This window comes from Arthrobacter sp. WCS2018Hpa-7 (genome assembly GCF_031843805.1).
Lineage (GTDB): Bacteria > Actinomycetota > Actinomycetes > Actinomycetales > Micrococcaceae > Arthrobacter.
Window position 1 is genome coordinate 59969 of record NZ_JAVTJB010000011.1, and the last position, 14706, is coordinate 74674.

The 14706-nt window shown below is 61.1% G+C and carries 8 protein-coding genes; 2 read left to right on the forward strand and 6 right to left on the reverse strand.

What is annotated here, in order from left to right; translation table 11 throughout:
* Positions 1-153 precede the first annotated feature (153 nt).
* From tuf to rpoB, 6 genes are all read right to left on the reverse strand, one after another.
* On the reverse strand, positions 154-1344 hold the full coding sequence (tuf, locus tag RQH14_RS13420; protein WP_011775598.1) for an elongation factor Tu: 1191 nt from the start codon (positions 1342-1344) through the stop codon (positions 154-156).
* Positions 1345-1575: 231 nt separating this feature from the next.
* The gene (fusA, locus tag RQH14_RS13425; RefSeq protein WP_311213685.1) at positions 1576-3690 is read right to left on the reverse strand and encodes an elongation factor G; all 2115 of its coding nucleotides are present in this window, start codon (positions 3688-3690) and stop codon (positions 1576-1578) included.
* Positions 3691-3759: 69 nt separating this feature from the next.
* Positions 3760-4230 carry a 30S ribosomal protein S7 gene (gene rpsG / locus RQH14_RS13430; RefSeq protein ID WP_003803829.1) on the reverse strand — a complete coding sequence of 157 codons (471 nt, stop codon included), beginning with the start codon at positions 4228-4230 and terminating at the stop codon, positions 3760-3762.
* 1 nt (position 4231) lies between these two features.
* Positions 4232-4606 carry a 30S ribosomal protein S12 gene (gene rpsL, locus RQH14_RS13435; RefSeq protein ID WP_009358312.1) on the reverse strand — a complete coding sequence of 125 codons (375 nt, stop codon included), beginning with the start codon at positions 4604-4606 and terminating at the stop codon, positions 4232-4234.
* A gap of 438 nt (positions 4607-5044) precedes the next feature.
* Complete coding sequence (locus RQH14_RS13440; RefSeq protein WP_089595805.1) at positions 5045-8944, reverse strand: DNA-directed RNA polymerase subunit beta'; 3900 nt, start codon at positions 8942-8944, stop codon at positions 5045-5047.
* A gap of 103 nt (positions 8945-9047) precedes the next feature.
* Complete coding sequence (gene rpoB / locus RQH14_RS13445) at positions 9048-12554, reverse strand: DNA-directed RNA polymerase subunit beta (protein ID WP_311213686.1); 3507 nt, start codon at positions 12552-12554, stop codon at positions 9048-9050.
* Positions 12555-12966: 412 nt separating this feature from the next.
* Between rpoB and RQH14_RS13450 the strand changes: the two genes are divergently transcribed.
* A complete protein-coding gene (locus tag RQH14_RS13450) occupies positions 12967-14166 on the forward strand; it encodes an acetyl-CoA C-acetyltransferase (protein WP_311213687.1) in 1200 nt (399 codons plus the stop codon).
* 47 nt (positions 14167-14213) lie between these two features.
* Positions 14214-14696 (forward strand): YbaK/EbsC family protein, encoded by a 483-nt coding sequence (locus RQH14_RS13455; RefSeq protein WP_311213688.1) that lies wholly within the window; start codon positions 14214-14216, stop codon positions 14694-14696.
* Positions 14697-14706: the final 10 nt, after the last annotated feature.

A 14706-nucleotide genomic window follows, 5' to 3' on the forward strand; every position in this document is an offset into this window, starting at 1 on the left:
TACTCCTTGATGTCACGGGAATCTGGCATTTCGCCCGCGTTTATCCAATCGATAGAGTAACTATACCAAAAAAAAACCCCACCGCCGAAACGGTGGGGTTCTTCTTGAATGACTACCGGCTGGGCCGGAAGGTCACCGATCTACAAGTAGTGACTACTTGATGATGCTGGTGACACGTCCCGAACCAACGGTGCGGCCGCCTTCGCGGATAGCGAAGCCGAGGCCCTCTTCCATAGCGATCGGCTGGATGAGCGCAACGGTCATCTCAGTGTTGTCGCCAGGCATAACCATTTCCGTGCCTTCCGGCAGGGTGATAACGCCGGTTACGTCCGTGGTACGGAAGTAGAACTGCGGGCGGTAGTTGGAGTAGAACGGGTTGTGACGTCCGCCTTCGTCCTTGGAAAGGATGTAGACGTTAGCCTCGAAGTCGGTGTGCGGGGTGATGGAACCCGGCTTGACGACAACCTGGCCACGCTCGACATCGTCGCGCTTCAGACCGCGGAGCAGGAGGCCACAGTTCTCGCCGGCCCATGCTTCGTCGAGCTGCTTGTGGAACATCTCGATACCGGTAACCGTGGTCTTCTGGATCGGGCGGATGCCAACGATCTCGACCTCGGAGTTGATGGCGAGGGTTCCACGCTCGGCGCGGCCCGTAACAACGGTGCCACGACCGGTGATCGTGAAGACGTCTTCGATCGGCATCAGGAACGGCTTGTCGCGGTCACGTACGGGGTCCGGAACGGACTCGTCGACAGCTGCCATCAGGTCCTGGACGGACTTGACCCAAACCGGGTCGCCTTCCAGAGCCTTGAGGCCGGAAACGCGAACAACCGGAGCCTCATCGCCATCGAAGCCCTGCGAGCTCAAGAGCTCACGAACTTCCATTTCGACGAGGTCGAGGAGTTCTTCGTCATCAACCATGTCGGACTTGTTCAGTGCGACCAGCAGGTAGGGAACACCAACCTGGCGGGCGAGCAGAACGTGCTCACGGGTCTGAGCCATCGGACCATCGGTTGCAGCAACCACGAGGATTGCGCCGTCCATCTGGGCAGCACCGGTGATCATGTTCTTGATGTAGTCAGCGTGACCCGGGGCGTCTACGTGTGCGTAGTGGCGCTTCTCGGTCTGGTACTCCACGTGGGAGATGTTGATCGTAATACCGCGCTGGCGCTCTTCCGGAGCAGAGTCAATCGACGCGAAGTCGCGCTGCTCGTTGAGATCCGGGTACTGGTCGTACAGCACCTTGGAAATGGCGGCAGTCAGCGTCGTCTTACCGTGGTCAACGTGACCAATGGTGCCGATGTTGACGTGCGGCTTAGTCCGCTCGAACTTTGCCTTTGCCACAGGTTCCTCCTAGAACGATTTCAAGTGAAGTGCTCCTCGGCCGCGCTTTTCGCGGCAGAAACTTTAGCAAGTCTACTTGGGGGCTTGGTTTTGGTGAAATTGCAGATTCAGGAACCAATAGTAGTTCCTCGAGCCTGTTTGCGCAGGGGCGGGGCCGCGGCTGTCGCCGCAGCCCCGCCTCACGCGCTTAGATGCCTTCCCGATACCGGAATTGCATCCGTTACCGGGAGATTACTCGCCGCGGGTTTTCTGGATGATCTCGTCGGCAACTGCCTTCGGGACCTCCGCGTAGCTGTTGAACGTCATGGAGTACACAGCGCGACCCTGGGTCTTGGACCGGAGGTCACCGATGTAGCCGAACATGCCGGACAGCGGAACGTGTGCACGGATAACCTTCACACCTGCTGCGTCTTCCATGGACTGCATCTGGCCACGGCGGGCGTTCAGGTCACCAATAACATCACCCATGTATTCCTCAGGTGTGCGGACCTCAACATCCATCAGCGGTTCAAGCAGAACAGGGTTCGCCTTACGTGCAGCTTCCTTGAAAGCCATACGTCCGGCGATCTTGAACGCCATTTCCGAAGAGTCAACATCGTGGGACGCGCCATCAATCAGCGTGGCCTTGATGCCGACAACCGGGTACCCGGCCAGGACGCCGTCGTTCAGTGCATCCTGGATACCAGCGTCAACGGACGGGATGTATTCGCGCGGAACGCGGCCACCAGTGACCTTGTTCACGAACTCGTACAGCTCGCCGGAAGCGGTGTCCATGGGCTCGATCGCGATCTGGATCTTTGCGAACTGACCCGAACCACCGGTCTGCTTCTTGTGCGTGTAGTCATGACGCTCGACTGCGCGCTTGATGGTTTCGCGGTAAGCAACCTGCGGCTTGCCGACGTTTGCCTCGACCTTGAATTCGCGGCGCATGCGGTCCACCAGGATGTCCAGGTGGAGCTCGCCCATGCCGGCGATGATGGTCTGGCCCGTGTCTTCGTTGAGGGAGACCTGGAAGGTCGGGTCCTCAGCGGAGAGCTTCTGGATAGCCGTGGAGAGCTTCTCCTGGTCACCCTTGGTGTTGGGCTCGATGGCAACCGAGATCACGGGCTCCGGGAAGCTCATGGACTCGAGGACGATCTGGTTGTTGGAATCACACAGGGTGTCACCCGTGGTGGTGTCCTTCAGACCGATAGCTGCGTAGATGTGGCCGGCGGTAGCGCCCTCAACGGGCATTTCCTTATTGGCGTGCATCTGGAACAGCTTGCCGATGCGTTCCTTCTTGCCCTTGGTGGAGTTAACCACCTGGGCGCCTGCCTCAACGTGACCTGAGTACACGCGGACGAAGGTCAGCTGGCCGAAGAACGGGTGCGCAGCAATCTTGAAGGCGAGGGCCGAGAACGGCTCGTCTGCAGACGGCTTGCGGGTGAGTTCCTTCTCTTCGTCGCGAGGATCGTGACCGATCATCGGCGGGACGTCGAGCGGGTTCGGCAGGAAGTCAACAACAGCGTCAAGCATCGGCTGGACACCGCGGTTCTTGAAGGCAGAACCACAGAACACCGGGTAGAGCTCGGAGTTGATGGTCATCTTGCGGATGCCGGCCTTCAGTTCCTCAAGGGTGAGTTCTTCACCTTCGAGGTACTTCTCCATGAGCTCTTCGGAAGCCTCGGCCACAGTCTCTACGAGCTGTGCACGGTACTCTTCAGCCTTGGCCTGGAGGTCCGCCGGGATTTCCTGCACTTCGTAGGAAGCGCCCATGGTGACGTCACCCTTTGCGTCGCCAGGCCAAACCAGGGCGCGCATTTCGAGGAGGTCAACGACACCGATGAAGTCGTTCTCAGCGCCGATGGGCAGCTGCATAACCAGCGGCTTGGCACCAAGGCGGGAGATGATGGTGTCTACGGTGAAGTAGAAGTCAGCGCCCAGCTTGTCCATCTTGTTGACGAAGCAGATACGCGGAACGTTGTACTTGTCAGCCTGGCGCCAAACAGTCTCGGACTGCGGCTCCACGCCTTCCTTGCCATCGAACACTGCAACTGCACCGTCGAGGACGCGCAGGGAGCGCTCAACCTCAACCGTGAAGTCCACGTGGCCCGGGGTATCGATGATGTTGATCTGGTTCTTGTCCCAGAAGCAAGTCACGGCGGCAGACGTGATGGTGATGCCGCGTTCCTTTTCCTGTTCCATCCAGTCAGTCGTCGAAGCGCCGTCGTGCGTCTCGCCGATCTTGTGGTTCACACCCGTGTAGAACAGGATGCGCTCGGTAGTGGTGGTCTTGCCGGCATCGATGTGGGCCATGATGCCGATATTGCGGACCTTATTAAGGTCGGTAAGCACGTCCTGTGCCACGGGGTCTCCCTTTCGGATGGACTACACGTTCGCCGCCGGCTCAGTGAGCCGGCGGCGTCCGGAAAGTTTTTACCAGCGGTAGTGTGCGAAGGCCTTGTTGGACTCGGCCATCTTGTGGGTATCTTCGCGACGCTTCACAGCGGCACCAAGACCATTGGAGGCATCCAGGATTTCGTTCTGGAGGCGCTCGGTCATGGTCTTCTCGCGGCGGGCCTTGGAGTAGCCCACGAGCCAACGCAGAGCGAGGGCGGTGGAGCGACCCGGCTTGACCTCAACCGGAACCTGGTAGGTAGCGCCACCAACACGGCGTGAACGTACCTCGAGGGAAGGCTTGACGTTGTCCATGGCCTTCTTGAGAGCGGCAACGGGGTCGCCGCCGGACTTGGCACGTGCACCTTCAAGTGCACCGTAAACGATGCGCTCTGCGGTGGACTTCTTGCCGTCGACAAGAACCTTGTTGATCAGCTGCGTGACCAACGGGGAGCCGTAAACGGGATCGGAAACTAGCGGCCGCTTCGGGGCCGGACCCTTGCGAGGCATATTACTTCTTCTCCATCTTTGCGCCGTAACGGCTGCGAGCCTGCTTGCGGTTCTTGACACCCTGGGTGTCGAGTGCGCCGCGGACGATCTTGTAGCGGACACCCGGAAGGTCCTTCACACGACCACCACGGACGAGCACGATGGAGTGCTCCTGGAGGTTGTGGCCAACACCGGGGATGTAGGCGGTTACTTCTACGCCACCGTTGAGACGCACACGTGCCACCTTACGGAGAGCCGAGTTCGGCTTCTTGGGGGTGGTGGTGTAAACGCGGGTGCAAACACCGCGGCGCATCGGGCTGCCCTTCAGCGCGGGAGCCTTGGTCTTGGAGACCTTCGGCGTGCGGCCCTTGCGGACCAGCTGGTTAATCGTAGGCACTTTCGTGTTCTCCGTTGTTTGATCTCTGCCCCCACACACCGGCGCCAGCCGGTGTAAACGTGGGAACTTTGGCGTTGCTCGTGCAGCCGGCCGAAACTCCGGTAGGCGTGCAAAAGTGCGGCATTCGTTGCGCATGTTGCCCGCAACCCGGAAACAGGCTCCACCCAGCACCATGAGAACAAAACCAAAATGATGCTGCGGCGGCCTTCATCCACTGCCACACAGAACAATTACCAAAAGTCTAGCACGGCTTGATCTAAGGCCTTAATCGGGTGTATGGAGGACGACGGCGCAACCCGGCTGCCGCCGTCGTCCTCCACTCCCCCGCCTGACTGCGCGAAAAGCTGCCGCCGTTAACGGGTCCGGCCCCGCACTCATGGAGTACGGGGCCGGACCTTTACGGCGTCAACTCAGCCATGACGGCGGGAGGACAACGGATCAGCGGAAGTCGTTACCGAGGTCGTAGTCATCCAGCGGGATGGCGTGGAACTCGGGAGCTCCGTCGCCGCCCAGGGCGTCATAGGAGAAGTCGGTGAAAGCGCTGGGGCCCGTGAACAGGCTTGCCTTTGCTTCTTCCGTCGGCTCCACAGTGACCTCTGTGTAGCGGGGCAGACCCGTACCAGCCGGGATGAGCTTACCGATGATGACGTTTTCCTTGAGGCCGAGCAGAGGATCGCTCTTGCCTTCCATGGCCGCCTGCGTCAGGACGCGGGTGGTTTCCTGGAAGGAAGCAGCCGACAGCCAGGACTCAGTAGCCAAGGAAGCCTTGGTGATACCCATGAGTTCCGGACGACCCGAAGCCGGGGACTTGCCCTCGGACACGACGCGGCGGTTCTCGTCCTCGAAGCGGGCGCGCTCTGCAAGCTCACCGGGGAGCAGGTCGGAGTCGCCGGATTCGATGACGGTCACGCGACGCAGCATCTGGCGGACGATAACCTCGACGTGCTTGTCGTGGATACCAATACCCTGGCTGCGGTAAACGCCCTGTACTTCGTCCACAAGGAACTTCTGTGCAGCGCGCGGACCCATGATGCGCAGAACCTGCTTCGGGTCCACCGGACCGTTGATCAGCTTCTGGCCGACGCTGACGTGCTCGCCATCTTCGATGAGGAGACGTGAACGGCGCAGTACCGGGTAGGCAATCTCTTCGGAACCATCGTCCGGAGTGATGACAAGACGCATCTGGCGCTCGGACTCTTCAATGGTGATGCGGCCGGCTGCTTCAGCAATCGGTGCGACACCCTTCGGAGTACGGGCTTCGAAGAGCTCCTGGATACGGGGCAGACCCTGGGTGATGTCGTCGCCACCGCCGGCCGAAACAGCACCACCGGTGTGGAACGTACGCATGGTCAGCTGGGTACCGGGCTCACCGATGGACTGCGCGGCAATAATGCCCACGGCCTCGCCGATGTCAACGGTCTTGCCAGTGGCCAGCGAACGACCGTAGCAGAGTGCACAGGTACCGACCTTGGACTCACAGGTGAGTACGGAGCGGACCTTGACCTCGGTGATGCCTGCAGCCAGCAGCTGATCGATGACGACGTCGCCGCAGTCGGTGCCGCCGGCAGCCAGGACGTTGCCCTGGGCATCGACGACGTCGACAGCCAGCGTACGTGCGTAGGCGCTGTTTTCGACGTTCTCGTCCAGGACGAGCTCACCGTTGGAATCCGGCACGGCGATCGGCGTGAGCAGACCGCGCTCGGTGCCGCAGTCCTCTTCGCGGACGATGACGTCCTGCGAAACGTCCACCAGACGACGGGTCAGGTAACCCGAGTTGGCGGTACGGAGAGCGGTATCGGCCAGACCCTTACGGGCACCGTGCGTGGCGATGAAGTATTCCAGCACCGACAGGCCCTCGCGGTAGGAGGACTTGATCGGGCGAGGAATGATCTCACCCTTCGGGTTGGCCACAAGACCACGGATACCCGCGATCTGGCGGACCTGCATCCAGTTACCACGTGCACCGGAGGACACCATGCGGTTGATGGTGTTCATCGGGGACAGGCTGTCACGCATCGCCTGGGCGATTTCGTTGGTGGCCTTGTTCCAGATTTCGATCAGTTCCTGGCGACGCTCGTCGTCGTCGATCAGGCCCTTGTCGTACTGGCCCTGGATCTTGGCAGCCATGGCCTCGTAACCGGCCAGGATGGCAGGCTTGGAGGTAGGCACCTCGATGTCGGAGATGGCAACCGTGACGCCCGAACGGGTGGCCCAGTAGAAGCCGGCGTCCTTCAGGTTGTCCAGCGTTGCCGCCGTAACTACCTTCGGGTAGCGCTCTGCGAGGTCGTTGACGATCCGGGACAGTTCACCCTTATCAGCAACAGCCTCAACCCAGGGGTAGTCCTCAGGCAGCGTCTGGTTGAAGATGACCTGGCCCAGGGAGGTTTCAACGAGAGCCGGCTGACCGGCCTCCCAACCTTCCGGAGCTTCCCAGCCTGCATAAGGCACAAAGTCATCCAAGCGGATCTTGACCTGGGAGTTCAGGTGCAGATCACGGGCGTCGTACGCCATGATGGCTTCCGAAACCGAGGAGAAGATGCGGCCTTCGCCGGCAGAACCGACGCGCTTGGTGGTCAGGTGGTACAGACCGATGATCATATCCTGCGAAGGCAGGGTCACCGGACGGCCATCGGACGGCTTCAGGATGTTGTTCGAGGACAGCATCAGGATGCGGGCTTCGGCCTGGGCTTCCGGGCTCAGCGGCAGGTGGACTGCCATCTGGTCGCCGTCGAAGTCAGCGTTGAAGGCGCCACAAACCAGCGGGTGAAGCTGGATTGCCTTGCCTTCCACAAGCTGTGGTTCGAAGGCCTGGATGCCGAGGCGGTGCAGGGTAGGTGCACGGTTGAGCAGCACCGGGTGTTCGGTGATGATCTCTTCCAGTACGTCCCAGACCTGCGGACGGTAACGCTCAACCATGCGCTTTGCCGACTTGATGTTCTGGGCGTGGTTGAGGTCAACCAGGCGCTTCATCACGAACGGCTTGAAGAGCTCCAGGGCCATCTGCTTGGGCAGACCACACTGGTGCAGCTTCAGCTGCGGGCCAACAACGATGACCGAACGGCCGGAGTAGTCAACGCGCTTGCCGAGGAGGTTCTGGCGGAAACGACCCTGCTTGCCCTTGAGCATGTCGCTCAGGGACTTCAGCGGACGGTTGCCCGGACCCGTGACGGGACGGCCACGACGACCGTTGTCGAAGAGGCTGTCAACAGCTTCCTGAAGCATGCGCTTCTCGTTGTTGACGATGATCTCCGGAGCGCCGAGGTCAAGCAGGCGCTTGAGTCGGTTGTTGCGGTTGATCACACGACGGTAGAGGTCGTTGAGGTCGGAGGTCGCGAAGCGGCCACCGTCCAGCTGGACCATCGGACGCAGTTCCGGCGGGATCACCGGTACGGCGTCGAGAACCATGCCAAGCGGGCTGTTGTTGGTGGTCAGGAATGCGTTGACAACCTTCAGGCGCTTCAGGGCACGCGTCTTGCGCTGGCCCTTGCCGTTCTGGATGGTGTCGCGCAGTGACTCCGCCTCAGCCTGCATGTCGAAGGTTTCGAGACGCTTCTTGATCGCTTCGGCACCCATGGAGCCCTCGAAGTACAGACCGTAACGGTCGCGCAGTTCGCGGTACAGGCCCTCGTCGCCTTCAAGGTCAGCGACCTTGAGGTTCTTGAAGCGGTCCCAGACCTGCTCAAGGCGCTCGATGTCGGCGTCGGCACGCTTGCGGACGTTCGCCATCTGGCGGTCTGCAGAGTCCCGGGCCTTCTTCTTGTCGGCAGCCTTGGCGCCTTCACCCTCAAGACGGGCAAGCTCGTCTTCGAGGTCGCGGGCGATCGTGGCGATGTCGCTGTCGCGGTTGTCCACCATCTGCTTCTTCTCGAGGTCGTGCTCAACCTGGAGGTTCGGCAGTTCGGCGTGACGGCTTTCGGTGTCAACGCTGGTGATCATGTAGGCAGCGAAGTAAATGACCTTCTCAAGGTCCTTCGGCGCCAGGTCCAGAAGGTAGCCCAAGCGCGAGGGAACGCCCTTGAAGTACCAGATGTGCGTTACAGGCGCGGCCAGCTCGATGTGGCCCATGCGCTCACGACGCACCTTGGCGCGGGTGACTTCAACGCCACAACGCTCGCAAATGATGCCCTTGAAGCGGACGCGCTTGTACTTGCCGCAGTAGCATTCCCAGTCGCGGGAAGGGCCGAAGATCTTCTCGCAGAAGAGGCCGTCCTTCTCGGGCTTGAGCGTGCGGTAGTTAATGGTTTCCGGCTTCTTGACCTCACCGTAAGACCATCCGCGGATGTCTTCCGCGGTGGCGAGGCCGATCTGCATGAGGCCGAAGGAGGATTCGCTGGACATAGGGTCCCTGTTCTCTCTTGTTCTCTAAATTCTGAAGTCTTGGTTACGGGAAGAGGGAGCTGTTCCGACGGACAGGTGTTGAGGCTGCCCGCCGGAACAGCTGCTAGACCTCTTCTACGGAACTGGGCTCTGCACGAGACAGATCGATGCCCAGTTCTTCCGCAGCCGTGAAGACTGCGTCATCAGAGTCACGCATTTCGATCGTGGTTCCGTCCGTGGAAAGAACTTCCACGTTCAGGCACAACGACTGCATTTCCTTGATCAAGACCTTGAAGGACTCGGGAACGCCAGGCTCAGGGATGTTCTCGCCCTTGACGATGGCTTCGTAGACCTTCACACGACCATGGATGTCATCCGACTTGATCGTGAGGAGTTCCTGAAGCGTGTAGGCGGCACCGTAAGCTTCGAGCGCCCACACTTCCATTTCACCGAAGCGCTGGCCACCGAACTGAGCCTTACCACCCAGCGGCTGCTGCGTGATCATGGAGTACGGGCCGGTGGAGCGCGCGTGGATCTTGTCGTCCACCAAGTGGTGGAGCTTCAGGATGTACATGTAACCGACGGAGATCGGGTCCGGGAACGGCTCGCCGGAGCGGCCGTCAAACAGACGGGTCTTGCCGGAGGAATCGATCAGGCGGTCGCCGTCGCGGGTCACGTTGGTGGAGTCAAGCAGACCAGTGATTTCTTCTTCACGGGCGCCATCGAACACCGGGGTGGCAACGGTGGTCTGGCCGGTTTCACGGGGCAGGTTGGGCAGGTTCTTGACCCACTCCGGCTCGCCTTCGATCTTCCAACCGGTCTTGGCAACCCAACCAAGGTGGGTTTCCAGGACCTGTCCAACGTTCATTCGACCCGGAACACCAAGCGGGTTCAGGACGATGTCCACCGGGGTACCGTCTGCAAGGAAGGGCATGTCCTCGATCGGGAGGATCTTGGAGATAACACCCTTGTTGCCGTGACGGCCGGCGAGTTTGTCGCCGTCGGTGATCTTACGCTTGGCTGCAACGTAGACGCGGACCAACTGGTTCACGCCCGGGGGCAGTTCGTCGTCGTTGTCGCGGTCGAAGACGCGCACGCCGATGACCGTACCGGACTCGCCGTGGGGCACCTTCAGGGACGTGTCGCGGACTTCGCGGGACTTCTCACCGAAGATGGCGCGGAGAAGGCGCTCTTCCGGGGTCAGTTCGGTTTCACCCTTAGGGGTGACCTTTCCGACCAGGATGTCGCCGGCTTCAACCTCAGCACCAATGTGGATGATGCCACGCTCGTCCAGGCCTGCAAGGACTTCCTCGGACACGTTGGGGATGTCACGCGTGATTTCCTCGGCACCAAGCTTGGTGTCGCGGGCATCAATTTCGTGCTCCTCGATGTGGATGGAGGAAAGAACATCCTCAGCAACAATGCGCTGCGACAGGATGATGGCGTCCTCGAAGTTGTGGCCTTCCCATGACATGAATGCCACGAGCAGGTTCTTACCGAGGGCCAGTTCACCCTGGTCCGTTGCGGGACCGTCAGCGATGATGCCGCCAACTTCCAGGCGCTGGCCTTCGTTGACCAGGACACGGTGGTTGTAGCAGTTGCCCTGGTTGGAACGGGCGAACTTGTTGATGCGGTAGTTGGTCTCAGTACCGTCGTCGTTGATCATGACAACCAGCTCGGCGGAAACCTCGGTGACCACACCTGCCTTCTTCGCGATGACAACATCACCGGCGTCAACGGCTGCTGCGCGCTCCATGCCGGTGCCCACGAAAGGAGCCTCGGAACGGACCAGCGGCACGGCCTGGCGCTGCATGTTGGCACCCATGAGTGCACGGTTTGCATCGTCATGCTCAAGGAACGGAATCAGGGCTGTTGCCACGGACACCATCTGGCGCGGGGAAACATCCATGAACTGAACCTCGGCAGCGGGAACCAGAACGGGCTCGCCTCCACCACCACGTGCACGGACAAGGACGGTCTCTTCAGAGAACTTCTTGTCAGCATCCAGCGGAGCGTTGGCCTGTGCAATCAGGACCTCAGCTTCGTCGTCGGCCGTCAGGTACTGGACCTCGTCGGAAACGACGCCTTCCGCGACCAAGCGGTACGGCGTCTCGATGAAGCCGAACGGGTTGATGCGGCCGTAGGACGCCAGCGAACCGATCAGACCAATGTTCGGGCCTTCAGGGGTTTCGATGGGGCACATACGTCCGTAGTGGGACGGGTGAACGTCTCGAACTTCCATGCCTGCACGGTCACGGGACAGACCACCCGGGCCAAGTGCCGACAGGCGGCGCTTGTGGGTCAGACCCGACAGCGGGTTGTTCTGGTCCATGAACTGCGACAGCTGGGACGTTCCGAAGAACTCCTTGATGGCTGCAACAACGGGACGGATGTTGATCAGGGTCTGCGGCGTGATGGCCTCGACGTCCTGCGTGGTCATGCGTTCGCGGACGACGCGTTCCATACGGGACAGGCCGGTGCGGACCTGGTTCTCGATCAGTTCGCCGACGGCGCGGATGCGACGGTTGCCGAAGTGGTCGATGTCGTCGACGTCGACGCGGAGCTCGTGGTCTTCGCCGTCGCGCTTGCCCATGAGGGTCTTCTCGCCGGCGTGGAGCGCAACGAGGAACTTGATCATGGCAACGATGTCTTCAACGTGCAGGACCGAGGCTTCCTTGTCACCAAGGGAGCGGTCGATGCCGAGCTTGCGGTTGATCTTGTAACGGCCAACCTTGGCAAGATCGTAGCGCTTGGCGTTGAAGTACAGGTTGTCCAGCAGGGACTGGGCAGCCTCGACTGTGGGCGGCTCGCCCGGACGCAGCTTGCGGTAGATATCCAGAAGCGCGTCTTCGCGGGTCTCGGTGGCGTCCTTCTCCAGCGTTGCACGCATGGAGTCGTACTGGCCGAATTCTTCCAGGATCTGGCCTTCGGTCCAGCCAAGGGCCTTCAGGAGAACCGTGACCGACTGCTTGCGCTTGCGGTCGAGGCGAACGCCGACCTGGTCGCGCTTGTCGATTTCGAGTTCGAACCATGCACCACGGGACGGGATGATCTTCGCAGTGAAGATGTCCTTGTCACTGGTCTTGTCAGCGGTGCGCTCAAAGTAGGCGCCCGGCGAACGGACCAACTGGGAGACAACGACACGCTCGGTGCCGTTGACGACGAACGTTCCCTTTTCAGTCATGAGGGGGAAGTCGCCCATGAACACGGTCTGCTGCTTGATTTCGCCCGTGTTGTTGTTCATGAACTCGGCCTTGACATACAGCGGTGCCGAGTAAGTGGCGTCACGGTCTTTGCATTCGGCCATGGTGTACTTCGGGTCAGCGAACTCCGGCTCGGAGAAGCTCAGGGACATGGTGCCCTGGAAGTCCTCGATGGGGGAGATCTCTTCGAAGATGTCGGCAAGTCCGGAGGTGGTGGCGACGCTGAGGTCGCCCTCCTCGACAGCCTTCGCTACCCGCGCCTGCCAGCGTTCGTTTCCGACCAGCCAGTCAAAGCTGTCTGTCTGCAGGGCGAGAAGATTCGGAACATCAAGCGGTTCGTGAATCTTTGCGAATGAGAGGCGGCGGGTGGCACCATCGGTGCTTGCCGTGTTAGCGGTTTCGTTATTAGAGGTGCTCGAGGCGACCAAGAGGGATCCTTCCACAGACCTTCAGGCGTTTTCAGATCTCCCCCGTTTGCATCCCGCAGAGTGCTCCGCAGGATACTTATTCCGGTTCCGCTATATGACCCGGACCCAGTCCACTCATTGGCTATGCACGTTAAGGAACGGCACGTCAATGGCGCAGCTGAGAGGTAAAGCCCACCGCTATATGAAGGCTGAAGGTTAACAGGGAAGACGCAAATATCTACAATACGGCAAAGCAGCCTTCCTGTCTACCCCAGATCGTCCGTGATTGCAAGCACCGTTGCTGCAGGCACCTAAGCAAAGGCCTCCACAGCATCCCGATGGAATGCCACGACAGGCACAACCGTTGAAAGGGTAGGCTGGCGCACGCCCCGCGATAGCCTTGCACCACCACTCCCGGATCGGAAGAGAGACCATGACCAACTCCGCTGACGACAATGACGTTGTCATCCTTGCCGCTTCCCGCACCCCACAGGGTCGGCTCAATGGGCAATTGGCGGGGTTCACCGCCGTCGACCTTGGTGCACATGCCATCACCGCAGCCTTGGCGGCCAGCGGCGTGAAAGCCGAACAGGTGGACGCCGTGATCATGGGGCAGGTCCTCCAGGCCGGAGCGGGTCAGAACCCGGCCCGCCAGAGCGCTATTGCGGCCGGCGTTGGGTGGAACATCCCTGCCGTCACCATCAACAAGGTGTGCCTCTCCGGACTCACTGCAGTCATTGATGCCGCCCGCATGATCCGCAGCGGCGACGCCACCGTAGTGGTGGCCGGCGGCCAGGAATCCATGACGCGCGCACCGCACCTCCTGCCCGGCTCCCGGCAGGGCTGGACCTACGGTGCCATCCAGGCCCTGGACGTCGCGGCCCACGACGGACTCACTGACGCCTTCGACGGACAATCCATGGGCCTGTCCACAGAAACCAAGAACGTCACCCTCGGCATTGACCGCAAGTCCCAGGACGAAGTTGCCGCTGCTTCCCACCAGCGTGCCGCTGCCGCCATCGCGGACGGAACATTCGACGTCGAAATTGCTCCGGTGAGGGTCAAGCAGCGCAAGGGCGATCCGCTGGTCCTCAGTACGGATGAAGGCGTCCGCCCCAACACGACAGTGGAAACCCTGGCACCGCTCAAGGCCGCGTTCGCTACGGACGGCACCATCACGGCCGGCAATTCCTCTCCCTTGTCCGACGGCGCCTCCGCACTGGTGCTGACCAGTCGCCGGTTCGCCAAGGACAACGGCCTGGATTACCTGGCTGTTGTAGGAAAGCCGGGCCAGGTTGCCGGCCCGGATAACTCTCTGCATTCCCAACCATCCAACGCCATTGCCCAAGCGCTGAAGCGGGCCGGATGGGAAGCGGAGGACCTGGACTTCATTGAGATCAACGAGGCCTTCGGCTCGGTGGCGGTCCAATCCTTGAAGGACCTGCGTTATCCGCTGGAGAAGTGCAATATCCATGGCGGCGCCATTGCGCTGGGCCACCCCATCGGGGCATCCGGCGCACGGCTCGCGCTGCATGCAGCGCACGAACTCAAGCGCCGGGGAACAGGCAAGGCCGCAGTGTCGCTGTGTGGCGGTGGCGGCCAGGGTGAAGCCCTCCTCCTGTACCGCGACTGACGACGGAACCTGGACTGACTTTCGAAACGAGGACTGGTGGAGCCGACGTGAATGAACCTGTGACGGACGGTGCTGAGAGGTTCCTGTCCGATGCTGCCGCCCGCGGTCTGGACGTTGACGTCGTCGAGCGTCCCGCAGCGCGCAGCCTCGAAGAAGCTGCCGGCATCCTGGGCATCAGCCCGGCGGACATTGTGAAGTCGTTGGTGGTCAAGCACCGCGATGGCAGCTTCCTGTTCGCGCTGATTCCCGGGGACCGCCAGATCTCGTGGCCGAAGCTGCGCGCGCTGGTGGGTGTCAACAAGCTCTCGCTCCCCCACGCCGACGTCGCCTTGGCCGCCACAGGATACGAGCGGGGAACCATCACGCCCTTGGGCAGCACCACGCCGTGGCCCGTCTACGCGGACGCCACCATCACAGGGCGTCGCATCTCCATGGGCGCAGGTGCCCACGGCCGCAGTGCCTTCGTGGACGCCGACGCCCTCACCGCCGCGCTGGGCGCGATAGTAGCGGACATCAGCGAACCCAACTAAGTAGCAGTTA